This is a genomic window from Chromobacterium paludis (assembly GCF_008275125.1).
GTDB lineage: Bacteria > Pseudomonadota > Gammaproteobacteria > Burkholderiales > Chromobacteriaceae > Chromobacterium > Chromobacterium paludis.
In genome coordinates, this window is the sequence record NZ_CP043473.1 from 3,185,288 (window position 1) to 3,202,575 (window position 17,288).

The 17,288-nt window shown below is 63.0% G+C and carries 16 protein-coding genes; 9 read left to right on the forward strand and 7 right to left on the reverse strand.

The window, feature by feature from the left end:
* Positions 1–11 precede the first annotated feature (11 nt).
* From FYK34_RS15050 to polA, 6 genes are all read right to left on the reverse strand, one after another.
* On the reverse strand, positions 12–440 hold the full coding sequence (locus tag FYK34_RS15050) for a type IV pilin protein (RefSeq protein WP_149297776.1): 429 nt from the start codon (positions 438–440) through the stop codon (positions 12–14).
* A complete protein-coding gene (locus FYK34_RS20530; RefSeq protein ID WP_168209760.1) occupies positions 437–1,081 on the reverse strand; it encodes a pilus assembly protein in 645 nt (214 codons plus the stop codon). The genes FYK34_RS15050 and FYK34_RS20530 overlap by 4 nt, the downstream gene beginning before the upstream one ends.
* Complete coding sequence (locus FYK34_RS20535; RefSeq protein ID WP_168209761.1) at positions 1,078–1,947, reverse strand: PilW family protein; 870 nt, start codon at positions 1,945–1,947, stop codon at positions 1,078–1,080. The genes FYK34_RS20530 and FYK34_RS20535 overlap by 4 nt, the downstream gene beginning before the upstream one ends.
* Positions 1,925–2,422 (reverse strand): prepilin-type N-terminal cleavage/methylation domain-containing protein, encoded by a 498-nt coding sequence (locus FYK34_RS15060; RefSeq protein WP_168209762.1) that lies wholly within the window; start codon positions 2,420–2,422, stop codon positions 1,925–1,927. Before FYK34_RS15060 ends, FYK34_RS20535 begins: the two co-directional genes overlap by 23 nt.
* A complete protein-coding gene (locus FYK34_RS15065) occupies positions 2,409–2,948 on the reverse strand; it encodes a GspH/FimT family pseudopilin (protein ID WP_168209763.1) in 540 nt (179 codons plus the stop codon). The genes FYK34_RS15060 and FYK34_RS15065 overlap by 14 nt, the downstream gene beginning before the upstream one ends.
* Positions 2,949–3,130: 182 nt before the next feature.
* On the reverse strand, positions 3,131–5,908 hold the full coding sequence (polA, locus tag FYK34_RS15070; RefSeq protein WP_149297784.1) for a DNA polymerase I: 2,778 nt from the start codon (positions 5,906–5,908) through the stop codon (positions 3,131–3,133).
* A gap of 14 nt (positions 5,909–5,922) precedes the next feature.
* Here polA and FYK34_RS15075 point away from each other — a divergent pair, with 14 nt between their 5' ends.
* The 7 genes from FYK34_RS15075 (at position 5,923) to FYK34_RS15105 (ending at position 14,800) form a co-directional block, all read left to right on the forward strand.
* Positions 5,923–6,651, forward strand: a complete 729-nt coding sequence (locus FYK34_RS15075) for an LOG family protein (protein ID WP_149297786.1) — start codon at positions 5,923–5,925, stop codon at positions 6,649–6,651.
* Positions 6,652–6,679: 28 nt separating this feature from the next.
* The gene (locus tag FYK34_RS15080; RefSeq protein WP_149297788.1) at positions 6,680–7,012 is read left to right on the forward strand and encodes a DUF2782 domain-containing protein; all 333 of its coding nucleotides are present in this window, start codon (positions 6,680–6,682) and stop codon (positions 7,010–7,012) included.
* 10 nt (positions 7,013–7,022) lie between these two features.
* Entirely contained in the window at positions 7,023–7,964 is a 942-nt protein-coding gene (thrB, locus tag FYK34_RS15085; protein ID WP_149297790.1) for a homoserine kinase, read from the forward strand.
* A gap of 241 nt (positions 7,965–8,205) precedes the next feature.
* Positions 8,206–8,778 carry a hypothetical protein gene (locus FYK34_RS20715; protein ID WP_196782499.1) on the forward strand — a complete coding sequence of 191 codons (573 nt, stop codon included), beginning with the start codon at positions 8,206–8,208 and terminating at the stop codon, positions 8,776–8,778.
* 153 nt (positions 8,779–8,931) lie between these two features.
* The gene (locus FYK34_RS15095) at positions 8,932–11,736 is read left to right on the forward strand and encodes a YjbH domain-containing protein (protein WP_231137278.1); all 2,805 of its coding nucleotides are present in this window, start codon (positions 8,932–8,934) and stop codon (positions 11,734–11,736) included.
* Between the two features lie 8 nt (positions 11,737–11,744).
* Entirely contained in the window at positions 11,745–13,592 is a 1,848-nt protein-coding gene (locus FYK34_RS15100) for an SLBB domain-containing protein (RefSeq protein WP_231137279.1), read from the forward strand.
* An 11-nt stretch (positions 13,593–13,603) separates the two neighbouring features.
* The gene (locus FYK34_RS15105; protein WP_231137280.1) at positions 13,604–14,800 is read left to right on the forward strand and encodes a GumC family protein; all 1,197 of its coding nucleotides are present in this window, start codon (positions 13,604–13,606) and stop codon (positions 14,798–14,800) included.
* Positions 14,801–14,842: 42 nt separating this feature from the next.
* Here the strand turns inward: FYK34_RS15105 and FYK34_RS15110 are convergent, their stop codons facing one another.
* On the reverse strand, positions 14,843–16,042 hold the full coding sequence (locus FYK34_RS15110; RefSeq protein WP_149297798.1) for a multidrug effflux MFS transporter: 1,200 nt from the start codon (positions 16,040–16,042) through the stop codon (positions 14,843–14,845).
* Between the two features lie 197 nt (positions 16,043–16,239).
* Between FYK34_RS15110 and arsC the strand changes: the two genes are divergently transcribed.
* Positions 16,240–16,590, forward strand: coding sequence for an arsenate reductase (glutaredoxin) (gene arsC, locus FYK34_RS15115; protein WP_149297800.1), 351 nt, complete (start codon positions 16,240–16,242; stop codon positions 16,588–16,590).
* Between the two features lie 165 nt (positions 16,591–16,755).
* Complete coding sequence (locus tag FYK34_RS15120) at positions 16,756–17,256, forward strand: MarR family transcriptional regulator (RefSeq protein ID WP_149297802.1); 501 nt, start codon at positions 16,756–16,758, stop codon at positions 17,254–17,256.
* Positions 17,257–17,288: the final 32 nt, after the last annotated feature.

A 17,288-nucleotide genomic window follows, 5' to 3' on the forward strand; every position in this document is an offset into this window, starting at 1 on the left:
CGCCCCTCCGGCTAGCGCTGGCACTGCTCGCCCTCCCCTTCCTGGCGGCATTGCCGGAGCGTGCCGTCCTGGTCTACTTTCAACAGCCACTCGTCCAGGCCTGCGCCCGGTTTGGGCCGGGCCTCGATGATGAAGCTGGCTTGCTCTACGTTCTCGGCCGTCGGCTTGGCGCTGCTGAAGCCGATGTCGAAGGCGGCGGTGCTCCTGGCCGGCAAGTCAGGCCAAGCCAGCGGACCATTCTGATGATAAGCCCCATTTTCGTGATACCAGCGCTGCATGTAATGGCTGTTCTCCAGAAGAGCCGCTTTGGCCTCTTCCAGACGGGCCCGCTGCAGATATTGCTGGTAGCCCGGCACCGCCAGCGATAACAGGAGGGCCGCCACGGCGAGGCCGATCATCAGCTCCAGCAAAGTAAAACCACCGGTACGCATTGGCTTCATCTCCCCTTCTCCGTCCAGCCGAGCCTATGCCCCAGGCCGGCGCCATCCACCCGATACCAGCTCTGCAAGGTCACCACGCTGTAGCGGCTGCGCCCCCAGGCTCGCACCGTAACCCGATACAAGCGGGCAGGCGCCCCGGCCGCGGCGCCAAAACGCGGATCAATCAACTCCACCACGAAGCGCGGATTGGCCCAGACCAGGCGGCCACTGCGCACGCCCTGCGGGCATTGCCACTGCGGCAGGGAAGGTTCCAACGGGTATTCCCGGCTGTTGCCGCAAGGGTGCAACAGGGGCACGCCGCCATGGGCCTGCTTTTCCGGCGGCATCGTGGGCTCGCACATGCCCTTGCCATGGCTGCCGTGGCAGTTGGGCGCAAACGGCGCGCCATGCCCGTACAGCTTAGCCGGCTCATCCGCCAGGCTCGCCATATCGCTCAGGCCATCCCATTGCCTGATCCATCGCTCCGCGCCGCTCAAGGCCTGATGCGCCACCACCTCCGTCCGGCTACGCTCCTGCGCGTTGACGGTCGAGGCGCGCGCGCTCAAGATCAGCTGCGCCGACGACAACACCAGCATGGCCAGCAGCGACAGCAAAGCCATGATCATCAGCAAACTGCCGCCGGCTTGCGATCTGCTCCTCATGTCTCGCCTCCACAGCCCAATGGCGTCAAAGCCTGCTCCCGGCTCAGCACCTCGGCCGTTGCTTGATCGGCACGCGGCCGCCACGCCAACTCCAAGCGCGCGCCGCCCACTCTCTTCGCCGTTTCCGCCGTCAATGCCGATGGGGCCAGCCACCGCCAGCCATCGCCATCCGCGCAGCCGGCGCGAACCTGCAACAGCAATTTGATCCCGGCCACGCCGTCGAGCAGAACCCGCGGCTCTCCCGCGCTCAAGCCGCCCAACCGCTCCCAAACCCGCAACCGGCCGCCGCTCAGCTGGTAATGACGCTCCAGCGGCAGCCACAGCTGCAACGACGGGGCATGCAGGCCCTCGGCCTGGTCCGTTGCCTGCACCAGCAGGGGCGGCGTCAACTGCAGGCTGGGCGAGCCGCTCCCGCCCAGCCATTGCGCCGAGGCCGCCGTCAGCGCCACCATCCCCGCGCAGCTGCTCAGCACGCTCTGCGGCCAAGCGGCGGCGCCCGCCTGCGCTTCCGGCAAGAGCGCCATGCTGCTCAGCTTGTGTTGCGCATCCAGCGCCAGTTGGCCATGCGCCAGATGGCGGCCGGGCAGGCTCAATGTCCAATGTCCGTCTGCGAAATCCTGGGCCGTCCAGAGCTGGCTCACGCAGCCGAAACGACGGTGACGCGCCACATCCCTCGCCAGCAGACGCAAGGCCCAGGCCGCCTGCTGGCGGCGCTCCAGCATCCTGGCGGCGCTTCGCGCCGACTGATCCGCCTGAGCCAGCGAGGACAAGGCCCAAGCCGTCACCAGCGCGCCCAGGGCGGTCGCCAGCAGCATGCCCAGCAGCAGCGAACCGCGCTGCCGGCTAGGGACGCAAGAGCCAGACATCGGCATGCTCCTGCCAAGACCGGCCATGACGGCTGCGCCAGACCACCCGGATCGAGACGGGCCCGGCCGCGCCGCAGCCTGGCTTGGCCTGCGTAGGCAGCGTTTTGACGTCGCCGCGGCACACCACGCCCCTGGCCTGCTCCGCCATGCTGGAGCGATTGCGCAACGCCTGCTTGAAACGGGACAGATCAGCCTCCGCCTGCCGCGCCGGATCGCACTGGAGCGGGCAATCCGGCGAGGCGGCATGGTCGTCGTAAGCGGTTTCCAGATAGTGTACCCAGTGACTCTCCGGCCGCGCCTGAATGGCCTGGGCCAGATTTTCCACCGCCGCATCGATGTGGCTGCGCAACGCCGCCTCTCGCGCATCCTGCAAGGCTCGGGCCTGCACGCCGGCCAGCGCGAGCAGGGCCACTAGCCAGATGGCCAATGCCACCATGGTTTCCAGCAGGCTGAACCCCCGCTCAGGCGCAAGCATCGTCCACACTCCCCAGGCTGGCGCGGCCATCCGCCGCGATGCTCACCAGCAGGCATTGATCGCCGGCGCGCAGCCGGAATGCGACGCCCGCCTCCGGCTGCAATTGCCCGTCGGGCAACCAGACCAGTTGCGCCACCGGCGCCCAGACCTGGACGCGCGGATCGAATATCGCCAGCTTCAGCCGTTCGCCCCCATCGTAAGCGGCGTTGTCCGCGCCGTGATCCGCGTAGACCAGCCCGCCCTCCCCCCAGCGCTGGCTCGCGCCCGGCTGCGAGGCCTGACAGCCTTGCAGCTCCAGATTCTTCTTCAAGTTGGCCGCGCACAGATAAACCGGTTGATTGCGGCGCAGCGCCTCGCCGCGGGCATGCTGGACGCTGCCAAGCAGCAACAGGCCATGGCCTTGCAAGCGCTGCCTGTCCAGCGCCCGGCCCAGCGTCGGCACCGCCAGCGCGCAAAGAATGGCCGCAATGCTCACCGTGGACAGCAGCTCCAGCAGTGTGATGCCGGCCTGGCCATTCGCCCCCATATGCGCCTCTCCGCTTTTGAACGAGTTCCCAGTCTGGAAAAGCCGCTTGGCCATGCCAAGCCGCTCCTGTCCAAAAGCCGGAATGCCCGCCGCCGCCGCCAGACCTTAGTGCAGGCGACACGGACCGGCGATGTGAAAACGGCGCCTTGCGGCGCCGTTTCGTCATCCGTCTGCCGGTCGACTCAGTGAGCCGCCTCCCAGCTGTCGCCGGCCCCGACCTCGGCCAGCAGCGGCACTTTCAGTTCGGCAGCGCCGGCCATGATTTCCGGCAGGCGACGCTTGACCCGATCCAGCTCGGCCTGCGGCACTTCCAGCACCAGTTCGTCGTGTACTTGCATGATCAGCTTGCTTTGCAGGCTGTCGCCCTCCAGCCAGTTTTGCACCGCGATCATCGCCAGCTTGATCAAATCGGCCGCCGTGCCCTGCATCGGCGCGTTGATCGCCGCGCGCTCGGCGCCGGCGCGACGGGCCGGATTGGATAGTTTGATGTCCGGCAGATACAGACGACGGCCAAACACGGTTTCGACATAGCCCTGCTCGCGCGCCTTCTCGCGCGTGGTTTGCATGTACTCGGCCACGCCCGGGTAGCGCATGAAGTAGCGGTCGATGTACTGCTGGGCGGCGCTGCGCTCGATGTCGAGCTGAGCGGCGAGGCCAAACGCGCTCATGCCGTAGATCAGGCCGAAGTTGATCGCCTTGGCGGCGCGGCGCTGGTCCGATGTCACCGCGCCGAGATCTACGCCGAACACCTCCGCCGCGGTGGCGCGGTGGATGTCCTCGCCGCTGGCGAAAGCCTGCAGCATGCCTTCGTCGCCGGACAGGTGGGCCATGATGCGCAGCTCGATCTGCGAATAGTCGGCCGACACGATCTGCCAGCCGGCCGGCGCGATGAAGGCTTCGCGCACGCGGCGGCCCTCGGCGGTGCGCACCGGGATGTTCTGCAGATTGGGATCGTTGCTGGACAAACGGCCGGTGATCGCCACCGCCTGTGCATAAGTCGTGTGCACGCGGCCGGTCTGTGGATAAATCAGCGCGGGCAATTTATCGGTATACGTGGACTTCAGTTTGGCCAGCCCTCGGTATTCCAGAATGCGTTTGGGCAAGGGGTGGTCCAGCGCCAGCTGCTCCAGCACCGATTCATCGGTGGAATAGCCGCCGCTCGGCGTCTTCTTGACGCCCTTGGTGGGGATGGCCAGCTTGCCGAACAGGATTTCCTGCAGCTGCTTGGGCGAATTCAAATTGAAAGGCTGGCCGGCCAGCTCATACGCCTGCTGCTCCAGCTCCAGCATCTGGCTGCCCAGCTGGTGGCTCTGCGCGGCCAGCTTGTCGCGGTCGATCAGCACGCCATGCCGTTCCATCTTGAACAGCACCTCGGCCACCGGCAGCTCGATGTCGCGGTAGACCTTTTCCAGATCGCCGCTCAATTGGTTGGCGAAGTGCTGGTTCAAGCGCAGCGTGATGTCGGCGTCTTCGGCCGCGTAATTGGCGGCGATGTCGACGTCCACCTCGCCGAAGCCGATCTGCTTGGCGCCCTTGCCGCAGATGTCCTCGTAGCTGACGGTGTCCTCGCCCAGATGGCGGCGCGCCAGGTCGTCCATATTGTGGCGCTGGTGGCTTTCCAGCACGTAGGAGGCCAACATCGAATCATCGACGATGCCGCGCAGGGCGATGCCGTGGTTGGCCAGCACATGGCTGTCGTATTTCAGGTTTTGTCCGCACTTCTTCTTGTCCGCGTCCTCCAGCCACGGCTTGAGCCTGGCCAGGGCCGCGTCCAGCGGCAATTGTTCCGGCGCGCCGGCATAATGGTGCGCCAGCGGCAGATAGGCGGCGTGGCCTGCCTCCACCGAGAAGCTGACGCCGACGATGCGCGCCTGCATCGGATCCAAGCTGGTGGTTTCGGTGTCGAAGGACACCACCTTGGCCGCCGCCAGTTTTTCCAGCCAAGCGTCCAGCTGCGCTTCGTTCAATATGGTTTCGTAATGGCGCTCGATATTCGCGGCGCCGGAGGGCGCGACGGTGGCCGGCTCATCGGCGCCGCCGAACAGATCATTTTGCGCGGCCGGCGTATCCTCCTGCCTTTGAGCGATGGCCGGCATCTCCGAACCCTCGGTCACCTCGCGGTAGAAGGTGCGGAAGCCCAGGTCCAGGAACAGCTCGGCCAGCCGCGGCTTGTCCTTCTGGCCGTGCTGCAGGCCGGGCAAACCGTGCGGCAGGTCTGTCGTCAGATCCACCGCGCAATCGATGGTGATCAGCCGCTTGCCCATGGGCAGCCAGTCCAGCGCCGCGCGCAGGTTTTCGCCCACTTTGCCGCCCACGCTGTCGGCCTGGGCGACGATGGCGTCCAGGCTGCCGTACTGCTCCAGCCACTTGACCGCGGTCTTGGGCCCGCACTTGTCGACGCCGGGCACGTTATCCACCTTGTCGCCGATCAGGGTCAGGTAGTCGATGATGAGCGCAGGCGGCACGCCGAACTTCTCCTTGACGCCCGCCTCATCCAACAGCTCGTTGGTCATGGTGTTGACCAGGGTGATGTCCGGCGTCACCAGCTGGGCCATGTCCTTGTCGCCGGTGGAGACGATCACCTTCATGCCGGCTGCCGCCGCCGCGCGCGCCAGCGTGCCGATCACATCGTCCGCCTCCACCCCAGGCACCACCAGCATGGGCCAGCCGGAAGCTTGCACCACCTCATGGACCGCCGTAATCTGGGAAGCCAGCTCCTCGGGCATGGACGGGCGATTGGCCTTGTATTCGGGGTACAGGTCGTCGCGGAAGGTCTTGCCCTTCGCGTCGAAGACGCAGGCGCTATAATCGAATTCAACTTCCTTCTCCAGCCGCCTGAGCATGTTGACCATGCCATAGACAGCCCCCACCGGGCGGCCATCCGGGGATCGCAAATCGGGCATCGCGTGAAAGGCGCGGTACAAGTAAGAAGAGCCGTCAATTAATAACAATGTTTTCATAAAGAGGCAGAAGTATGAGCTTGTCCGATAAATTGCCGCAAACCAGCGACCGCCACGCCATGATGCAGCGTTTCCGCTCGCGCGAAGCCTGGCATGTGATGAAGATACTGTCGGAGTTTGTCGAGTCGGCCGAGGAACTGCAAGGCATCACTCCGGCGGTGAGCATATTCGGCAGCGCGCGCACGCCGCGCGACCACAAATATTACAAATTGACCGAGGAGGTGGCGCGCCGGCTGTCCGACTCCGGCTTCTCGGTGATATCCGGCGGCGGCCCCGGCATCATGGAAGCCGCCAATAAAGGCGCATTCTACGGCAGAAGCCCGTCGGTCGCGCTCAACATCGTATTGCCGCACGAACAAAAACCCAACGACTACCAGGACCTGTCGGTCAAGTTCAACCACTTTTTCAGCCGCAAGGTCATGTTCGTCAAGCACGCCATCGCCTATGTGGTGATGCCGGGCGGCTTTGGCACCCTGGACGAGATGTTCGAGGCCTTAACGCTGATACAGACCGGCAAAAGCCGCAATATTCCCATCATTCTGTGCTGCCATGAATTCTGGGCCGGCCTGCTGGACTGGGTCAAAGACAGGCTGGTCAGCGAGGGCATGATCAACCCCGACGATCTGAACCTGATCCAGTTGATAGACGATCCTCAACAGATCGTCGACACCATTTTCAAGCACTACGAAACCCGCGGCTTCGACGCGCTGCCGGAAGAGCGCGAACAACTGCTCAATCTATAATCGTTACATTCCAATACAAGGAAACTCCATGCGCCGCCTCATCGCCCTGCTTGCCGTCCTGCCGCTGCTGCCGGCCTTCGCCGCCGAAGCTCCCTCGCCAGCCGCCAAAGCCGTGGTGCCGCCGCCGCCGGTCATCACCCAGGACAACGCCGCCGAGCCGGAGCCGGAAGTCCGCCTGATCCAGAAGGGCGACGAGAAAATCGAAGAGTATCGGCTGAACGGCCATCTCTACATGGTCAAGGTCACGCCGTCTCATGGCGTGCCGTATTATCTGGTAGACGACAACGGCTCAGGCACGATGCGCCAGGTGGACCCGGCCACCCGCATCGTGATCCCGCGCTGGGTGCTGGTGCGGTTCTAACGGAGGCGGCATGTCGGTTTACACAACAGTCAGCCGCGATAGCCTGCAGCAATGGCTGCAGGGCTATGCGCTGGGACAATTGGTTGATTTCCAGGGCATCGCAGCCGGCATCACCAATACCAACTACTTCGTCACCACCACGCAAGGCCGCTACGTGTTGACGCTGTTCGAAACCCTGCAACTGGAAGAACTGCCTTATTTCCTGTCGCTGATGAGCCACCTGGACAAGCATGGCGTGGCCTGCCCGGCGCCCATCGCCGACAACGCCGACCGCTTCGCCTCCCTGCTGGCCGGCAAACCGGCCTGCCTGGTCAGCTGCTTGGCAGGCCGTGACGTAAACCACCCCAACGCCACGCAATGCCGCGCGGTGGGCAAAATGCTGGCGCAGCTGCACAAGGCCGGCGCCACGTTTCCGCAAAAAATGCGCAACCCGCGCGGCCCGCGCTGGTGGAGCCGCACCGCCCAGCTGCTGTATCCGCAATTGCCTAGCGACAGCGCCGAAGCGCTGCGCGAGGAAATCCAGTTCCAGGACAGCCACCGTTTCGATCATCTGCCCAGCGGCGTCATCCACGCCGACCTGTTCCGCGACAATGTGCTGTTGGATGGAAACAACATCAGCGGCTTCATCGACTTCTATTACGCCTGCAACGACATTCTGCTCTACGACGTGGCCATCGCGGTCAACGACTGGGCGCGCCGCGAAGACGGCGAGCTAGACGATGAATTGGCCCGCGCCTTCCTGAACGGTTACCAGTCGGAGCGGCCTCTGACCGAGGCAGAGCGCGCCTGCTGGCCGGTCATGCTGCGCGGGGCGGCGCTGCGGTTTTGGGTGTCCCGATTGCAAGACCTGTACCAGCCGGTCAGCGGCGAACTGACCTATACCAAAGACCCGGAAGCGTTCCGCCGCTTGCTAGCCGCGCACCGGAACCGAACCACATTCTGGCTGGACTGAAAGAAGCAAGGCATCGCCCCAAAAATTTTTCACGCTGCTGTCATCGCCTGGCGCTTGAATATCTTGCGTTGTGGCTTATCATACGAGAGAAGTGCGAGCTGTATGCCATTTTTGACACCCAAATTTCTGGAAGGAAACAACATGCTGAAGAAGATCCTGGTATTGGCCCTCGCCGCCTCCCTCGCCTCCCCGGCTTTCGCCGCCGGTGAAGAAACCGGCGGCGCTACTGGCGGTACCACCGGTGCTGGTGGTGCTGGTACAGGTGCTGGTGCTGGTACAGGTGCTGGTGCTGGTGCTGGTGCTGGTGCTGGTGCTGGTGCTGGTGCGGCTGGTGCTGGTGCAGCTGGCGTTGGCGCAGCTGGCGCGGGCGTGGCGGGTGCCGGCATTGCAGGCGTCGCCGGCATCGGCATCGGCACCGTGGCTGCCATCGGTGCCACCGTGGCTGCCGCCGTTGCTGTGTCCAGCAACAGCAACTCCTCGTCCAGCCACACCGCTGCGACTCACCACTAAGATCGCTAGCCACGCGCACTTGCGTGACGCGGTTCAAGCAAGCCAAACAGGCGCAGTCTGCCTGTTTGGCTTTCACTTTGATGACATCGTAGTCTGTTATATTTCGCCGTGCCTATTTGGCAAAGGGAGCGTGCCTCGGCAAAGCGGGAGAAACGCTTTGGCAAGGCCCAAACCCAAAGACATAAAACCATGCCGACAGACGGAAGCGCGGCAGTCGTTTTATCCCTGTTTCCCCAGATTCCATACGCTGTACAACTGTCGCGCGCCCTTGCCAGCGTACTTGTCACATCCGGGCAAGAATTAAGGGATAATCCTGGCATCATAGAAACAAGCTCATCCTGCCTTTTTCAGAGCAGGCGCGCGGAAGCACACCACAACTGATAACAAACGGGTTGTATCGATGCAGAAGAAGTCCAGAAGCCATCTGCTTACAGGGGCGTTGCAAAAAGGGGTTCCATTGCTGTTTGCCTGCGGCGCGCTCGCCCAGCCCTCACTGAATGGGCAAATCGGCTACATCAACATGCCGTCCGCCCGCGTTGGAGAAGATGGCACGCTCAGCCTGGGCTATGGCTATGACAAACCGTATGGCATTCTCTGGACCTCGACCACCATACTGCCCTGGCTGGAAGTCTCCGGCCGCTATGTCTCCATTTCCGGCGTTCCCGGCTTCACGGATCAGCAATACGGCGGGGGCTATGGCCGCTATAAAGACAAGGCCATCGATACCAAATTCCGGCTGTGGGAAGAGTCGCGCTGGGTGCCGGAAGTCTCGCTGAGCTTCACCGACATCCAGGGCACCCGGCTGTGGAAAGGCACCAACCTGATGGCCAGCAAGCAGCTGCTGCCCGGCTTGGAAACCACCATAGGCTACGGCTCCGGCCGCATCCAGGGCATGTTCGGCGGCCTGCGCTACACGCCCAGCTTTCTGCCTAACTGGTCGCTGGTGGCGGAATACGACGCCAATAATTACAGCAAGGATCCCGCACCATTTGTTGGGCACACCTTCGCGACGGACGAGCGTAAAAAAGGCCCAGCGATAGGCATCGAATACAAATGGGGCTGGCTGGGCCTGCAAGTGGCTCGCCAGCGGACGCACTCCAGCATCAATGCCCATATCGACATTCCCTTGAACGTCAAGGAGTTCGTGCCCAAAATTCAAGAGCCGGCCTATTTCAGCGGCGGCCCCGATCTGCCGACACGCCCGACGCTGGCGCAATGGCAAGAGAGCCCGGATCATGCGCGCCAACTGGCCACCGCGCTGAGCAATCAAGACTTCAAAAACATACGCATCGGCATGCAGCGCGATACGCTGGTCATCGAGCTGAGCAATAGCCGCATCTCCAATGTGGGGCGCGCCGTAGGCCGCGCCGTGCGCACGGCCTTGTATTTCGCCCCGCTTGAGACGCGCGAGATCAAAGTGGTGTACACCGAGCTGGAACAGCCCGTCGCCACTTACAGCTTCTACGATCTGCCCACCCTCAACGACTATTTGCTGGGCAAGGTCAACCGCGAGCGCTTCCTGCAAACTGTCAATATCAAGCCCGGCCGCGATGAAGAAGCCCAGCCGCTGGATAGCCGCACCCTGGCGCAATCGCTGCGCGAGGGCATAGACATCAACGTGATGAACAACCGGGACGCCGACCCCATCCAGGTGACCAGCGACGACTCAGAAGACAACCGCTTCCACCTGGCGCCCAAGATGGGGGTCTATTTCAACGACCCCAGCGGGGCCTTCCATTATGACATCATGGCCGAGGCCACCTATAAGCGCCGCCTCGGCAAAGGCTTGTATCTGGATAGCGCGCTGAGCGCTGACCTGTACAACACCATTACCGCGGTCAAACAGCCGTCCAACAGCCTGCTGCCGCATGTTCGCTCAGACATCGCCGACTACAAGCGCGTCAAGTCGCCCAAGCTGAATCGCCTCTTGGTCAATCAATACCTGACCCTGTCGCCCGAAGTCTATGCGCGCGCCTCTGCGGGCATCTACGAAGAAATGTTCCGCGGTGCCGGCGGCCAGATCCTGTACTACCCCGGCTTCAACAAAAACTGGGCCGTGGACTTGTCCGTCGATGCCTTGCAACAACGCGATGTCAACGGCTGGTTCGGCAAGCGCGACTATCAAACCATCACAGCCATCACCTCTCTGCACTACCAGCTGCCCATGGGCATCACCGCCACCGCTCGCGTTGGGCGCTTCCTGGCCAAGGATGATGGCGTGCGCATCGAATTCTCCCGCCGCTTCCGCTCCGGCGTCGAAGCCGGCTTCTGGTATACCAAGACCAACGGCAACGACATCACCTCGCCCGGCGCACCATCCAAGCCGTACAACGACAAAGGCATGTTCTTCTCCATCCCGCTCAACAGTCTGCTGACCTTCGACACCCGCAATGTCGGCAACTTCTCGCTTGCGCCATGGACGCGCGACGTTGGCCAGATGGTGATGACGCCGGGCGACCTCTACGACATCCTGCGCGACCCCAAACGCGACATCAATGCCTACGATGGCCTCGGCGACTTCGCCGAGCGCGCCGATGAACAAAACCTGCCCCAGGTCACGCCGCCCATGCCCAGCTACCAGCCCTGGCCGATGATCCGCATGCGCTTGGAGGACTCAGGCAATCGCTGGCTGGACATGAATGACAAGGCGGCCGGCCTCGGTCTGGCCACGTTGACGGTGGCGGCCGCCGCCGCGCTGGACAAGCCGGCAGACCGGCTGTTCAAGAATCACCAACAAAACAATCTGGTCAAGGCTTGGGGCAAGGTGGGCAAAAACCTGCCCCTCGCCACCGCCGCGCTGTCCGGCGCCGCGTTTGCGCTCGGCGATGACCGTCTCAGCAATACCGGGCTGATCGCGCTCGAATCCGCAGCCGTGGCCGTCGCGGGCAACGAGGCGCTGAAATTCGCCGTCAACCGCGCCCGCCCTGGCGACGACAATGCGCCGTGGCGCAGCCAGCCCAGCGGCGCCTCGCGCTGGCAGAGCAGCTTCGGCTCCAATCACTCTACCGTGCTCTTCGCCACCCTCACGCCCTTCGCCAAAGAATACGATCAACCCTGGCTGTACGGCGTCGCCGCGCTGGGCGCGGCCGGCCGCGCCGCCAGCCGCGATCATTGGCTGTCCGACCTCGCCGTCGGCGGAGCCCTGGGTTATGCCACGGCCAACTGGCTTTGGCAGTCGCAGCGCAACAATAACCGGTATCATCTGGGTCTGGACCTCGCGCCACAACAAGTCGGTCTGCAATGGAAAATCAATACTCCATGAAATTAAACATGAAAAACGGAATCTTGAAGATTAAGCCCTTATTGATCGCCTGCTTGCTGGCAAGCACGCCCTTGGCCATGGCGGCGCCCACCCTGCCGACGATGCAGGCGGATGTCCAGCAGGATGCCGGCACCAGTCTGCCGGTCATCAGCGGCGGCAATGTTGCTGCCATGCCGCAACTGGCCCCTCGCTTACCGGCAGCCAACGCTCCCTTGCACTCCTTGCCGCCCTTGCCTTTCGCCGAGTATGTGCAAAAAAGTACCGGCCAGTCGCTGCCGCTGTTTGGACAAGCACTGTTCCAAGGCCAGGCCAACCGTTTCGACGCCTCCAGCAGCGTCGCCGTCAATCCCGATTACGTGATCGGCACTGGCGACCAGCTGCAGATCAAGGGCTGGGGCATGGTCGACATCGACCTGAACCTGACCGTGGACCGCAAGGGCGAAATCTATCTGCCGCGCGTCGGCGCGGTTGCCGTAGCCGGCGTCCATTACCGCGATCTGCAGGACGTGCTGAAGAAAAGCATCGGCCGCGTCTTCAACAACTTCGACCTCAGCGTCAGCTTGGTGCAAAGCCGCTCGGTGCAAGTCTATATCGTCGGCCACGCCCGCAACCCCGGCAGCTATACCCTGAGCGCGATGAGCACGTTGTTGAACGGCCTGCTGCTGTCCGGCGGGCCGGATAATAGCGGCAGCGTGCGCCAGGTCAATCTGCTGCGCGACGGCAAGAAAGTCGCCTCACTCGACCTGTACCAAGTCCTGGTCAACGGCGACAAGTCCCTGGACCAGACGCTGCGCGACGGCGATACCATCCAGATTCCGGCCGCAGGACAGCGCGCCGCCCTGATCGGCCAAGTCAAAACGCCAGCCATCTATGAATTCAAGCCAGGAGAGAGCGCTGCCGACCTCTTGCACTGGGCCGGCGGCTTGGAATCGGCGGCGGAAGGCAAACAAATCATCCTCGAGAAGAGCATAGACAACCGATTCGTGTCCCAGGCCAAGACCAAGGGCGAATTGCAGGCCTTCTCCACGGTTCGGCTGAATGCCGGCGACATTCTCCGCGTCCAGGCGCCGGGCGCCCTGCCGGTCAGTGTGATGGCCAGCAAGGAGTACGTCACCGTCAGCGGCGAGGCTAATGAAACGGGCACCTTCGAACTACGCAAGGGCGAAACCCTGCGCCAGCTGATCATGCGCCTGGGAGGGGTGGATGAGGAGGGCTATGTCTTCGGCACGTCATTGACGCGGGACAGCGTGCGGCAACAGCAGCAGCAGAAGCTGGACGAGGCCGCCGACCGCTTCGAAAAAGACCTGGACCAGAATGCCGCCAACCGCATTGCGCAGTTGACCGACAAAGACATCATCGCCGCGGTTGCCGCCCAGACGGAAAGACAGCACCAGTTGGCGGCTAGGATGCGCAGCGTCAAGGCCGAAGGCCGCATCGTGCTGGAACTGAAGGACATGAACGCCCAGGTCAAGGACCTGCCCGACCTGCCGCTGCAGGATGGCGACCGGATCAGCTTCCCGCGCCGCCCCGGCACCGTCAACGTCATCGGCTCGGTCTATCAGGCCAATACCTTCATCTTCCGTCCGCAACGCACGGTGGCCGACTACCTGGAGCTAGCGGGCGGCATCAACCCGAGCGGCGATCAGTCGGCAACCTATCTGCTGCGCGCTGACGGCACCGCCGTCGGCAATGGCTCCTGGCTTTCCAGCGTAGGCAGCCAGCGCGTCAATCCGGGCGATACCATCGTGGTGCCGGAAAAACTGGAGCGCAGCAGCTGGACCCAATCCCTGAAGGAATGGACGACGATTCTGTACCAGTTCGGCCTGGGCGCCGCCGGCCTGAAAGTCCTGAAATGAGTCACGCAGAAATGAAAGACGCTCCGATGCAACACCACGCGGCAGCCGCAGGCGATGAAATCGACTTAATGGAAATGCTGCTGAGCCTGGCGCGGCAACGGCGCTGGATTGCCGGCTGCACCCTGGCCTGCGGCGCCGCCGCGCTGGCGTACGCGCTGCTGGCCAAGCCTATCTTCACGGCCAGCACCAGCATCATGCCGCCGCAACAGCAAAGCAGCGGCATCAGCGCCATGCTGGGGCAGCTCGGCGGCCTCGCCGGCGCGGCTGGCGGCATTGCCGGCTTGAAAAATCCCAATGACTTGTACATCGGCATGCTGAAAAGCCGCACCGTCGCCGACAAGCTGATCGCCGGTCTCAAGCTACGACAGCATTATGATCAAAAGACCATGGATGGCACGCGCAAGGCCTTGCAAGCCGCCTCCAGCTTTGTCAGCGGCAAGGACGGGCTGATCAATATCAGTGTCGATGACCCTGATCCGCAATTCGCCGCGACCCTGGCCAACGCCTATGTGCAGGAGCTCAAAGCCGTCAACCAGTCCTTGGCCGTAACCGATGCCGCGAAGCGGCGCCTGTTTTTCGAGCAACAGCTGAAAGACGCCAAGACCCAGCTGGCCGCCGCCGAAACGGATCTGCGCAAGACTCAGGAGCGCACCGGCATGATCCTGCCTGAGGGGCAGTTGCCCGCCATCGTCGCCAGCGTGACGCAGCTGCGCGCCAACATCGCCGCCAAGGAAGTGCAGCTGGAGGCGATGCGCAGTTTCGCCACCGCGCAGAATCCGGCCTACATCAAGACGCAACAGGAACTGGCGGGCTTGCGCGAGCAATTAGCCAAACTGGACAGCGGCCAAGGCAGCGACAGCAGCTTGTTCGTGCCGACCGGAAAACTCGCGCAGAGCGGCCTCGAATACATGCGCAAGCTGCGCGAACTCAAGTATCAGGAAACCGTATTTGAACTGCTGTCCAAGCAGTACGAAATCGCCAAGATCGACGAGGCCAAGGACTCCTCTTTGATCCAGGTGCTGGACCCGGCGGTGCCGCCTGAGCTGAAGAGCAAGCCGAAGCGCAGCCTGATCGTCGCGCTTGGCTTGTTGGGCGGGTTGATGATAGGCATCCTGAGCGCCCTGCTGCGTGCCACTCTCAATAATGCCGATGACGCGACGCGCCAACGGCGCCGTGAATTGCTGCTTGCCCTGAAGAGCGGCCAGTAAACCCGTCAAAGCCATAACCGGCTGCATCGCGCAGCCGGTTTTTTATTTTCCTGCCTGCCGCAGTCGGTAAGCCATGCGGCAGACGAATCCCAAAACCAGCAACACGCACATGGCGCTTGCCAGCCGCAAGGGGCTGGCCCAGGCAAGCGGCGCCAGCACGCCGGCCACCAGGCTGGACATCATGGTCTGGCAGAAACCCTGCAAAGACGATGCCGTGCCGCGCAGCGACGGAAACTGATCCATCAGATTCAGCGTGATGGATGGCGCCACCAGAGACATGCCCGTGGTGTACAACGCCAGCGGCAGCACCGCCCATGGCAATGCCTGCTGCGCGGCGATCAGGTTGTAGGCCAAATTGAGTCCGGCGGCGAAGAACATCAGCCAATAGCCCCGGCTCACGATCTCACGCGGACTGAAATGGCCAGCCATGCGGCCGGACAGGTAGGCCCCGAACATGATGCCGGACACGGCAGGCCCGAACAGCCATAAGAAATCTCCCGGTCCCAGACGCAAGTGCTGCATCAGGAACACCGGCGCCGAGGGGATGTACAGGAAAAAGCCGGCAAAATTTAAAGACACCGCCGCCGTCAGCAGCTGGAAATCCCGCTTGCGGCCCACTTGCCAATAATTGGCCAGCAGATACTTCACTTTCAACGGCTGCCGGGCAGGCTCATGATGCGTTTCTTCCAACGCGAACCAGGTCAGCGCAAACAGGGCGAAACCGATCGCGCCCATGAAAATGAAGATCGAATGCCAGCCGAACGCGCCGAACAGCCAGCCGCCCACCACCGGCGCGATCGCCGGCGACAAGGAAAACAGCATGGTCACCTGCGACATCAGCCGCTGCGCCGCCGCGCCGTCCAACTTGTCGCGGATGATGGCGCGGCCCACCACCAGGCCGGCGCCGCCGCACAGCCCCTGCAAGGCGCGGAATAACAGCAAGGCGCCCAGGCTCTGCGACAGCGCGCACCCGATCGACGCCAGCCCGAACAGCAGCGTCGTGGCCAGGACCACGGGGCGGCGGCCCACCGCATCGGAAATCGAGCCATGCCACAACATCATCAGCGCGTAACAGAATAGATACACGGTCAACGCCTGTTGCATTTCCAAAGGCGATGCCGACAGGCTGTGCCCGATGGAGCGCATCGCCGGCAGAAACGTGTCGATGGAAAAGGGACCCAGCGTGGACAGCGCGGCCAGCAAAGCGGCCAAGCCCAGATGATTGCGCGAAGAGGAGGACATGATGAACCGGAAGGGATGAACACTCGCATGGTAGCGGCTCCTCGCTGCCGGAAAAACCCTTATCTGCATCTGGTTTGAAGCCAGCGCTGGCCATGCCGACGCATCCATGCCACCATGCCGGCCCTTTCCAAGCCCTCAATCGCGGGTTATGCTGAATCGATGCAGCAGATCCCCGCCCACAACAAGGGAGAAGCCACATGATTCGCCTCTATCACAATCCCAAGTGCTCGAAGTCCCGCGCCGCGCTGGCCCTATTGGAAGAAGCCGGCGCCGAGGTCGAGGTCATCGAGTACCTGAAGCACCCGCCCAGCCAGGAAGAATTAGACCGCCTGCTGACCCTGCTCGACATGGAGCCGCGCGAGCTGATGCGCAAGAAGGAGGAGGAGTACGCCGACCTCTACCTCGACGACATCACGCTGGAACGCCAGCATCTGATCGCGGCCATGGTGGACAATCCCAATCTGATCGAACGACCAATTGCCGTGCGCGGCGGGCGCGCCGTGCTTGGACGGCCGCCGGAACAGGTGCTGAACCTGCTGCAAGACTGACCGTCCTCATCATGGCCGCGGCCCGTTTCACCGAAACGGGCCGCTTGCGTTTCGCCTCCACGGCAGCGTCCGCCGTGTTGAGCTTTCGCGACAGCTCGCCCCGTCTCTGCTTATTTCCGTTATTGTCACTTGATAAATAGTAACTGTAGTTACTAAAATAGCCGCATGAGCCCTAATAAATCCTTCGCCCAACTCGAACAGGCCATCAACCGCGTGGAAGCGCGCTTCCCCGGCGTGCCGCGCCAGGAAGTGATCCTGACGCGCTTGCTGTTCCACATCATGCCCAGGCTGAGCGCCCACCTGTGCGACAGCTTGAAGCAGCATGGCCTGAACGAAACCGTCTGGATGGCGCTGCTGGCGCTGTATGCCTGCCCCAAGCAGGCTTTGAACCCATCCGACATCAGCGAGACGCTGGACTCCTCGCGCACCAACGCCACGCGTATCGCCGACGAACTGGTGAAGAACGGCTGGGCCGCTCGCTCCGCCAGTGCGGAAGACCGGCGCAAGATCGTGCTGGAGCTGACCCCATCCGGCGTGGCGCTGGTAGAAAGCCTGCTGCCCTACTCGCGCGAAGTGCACAAGCAGCTGTGGGCCGATTTCGACAGCGCAGAAAAGCAGACGCTGGAAAAGCTGATGCGCAAGCTGTTGAGCCAACTGGGCGGCTGAGGCGGCCTTTTTTTAACGAAATAATAACTAGC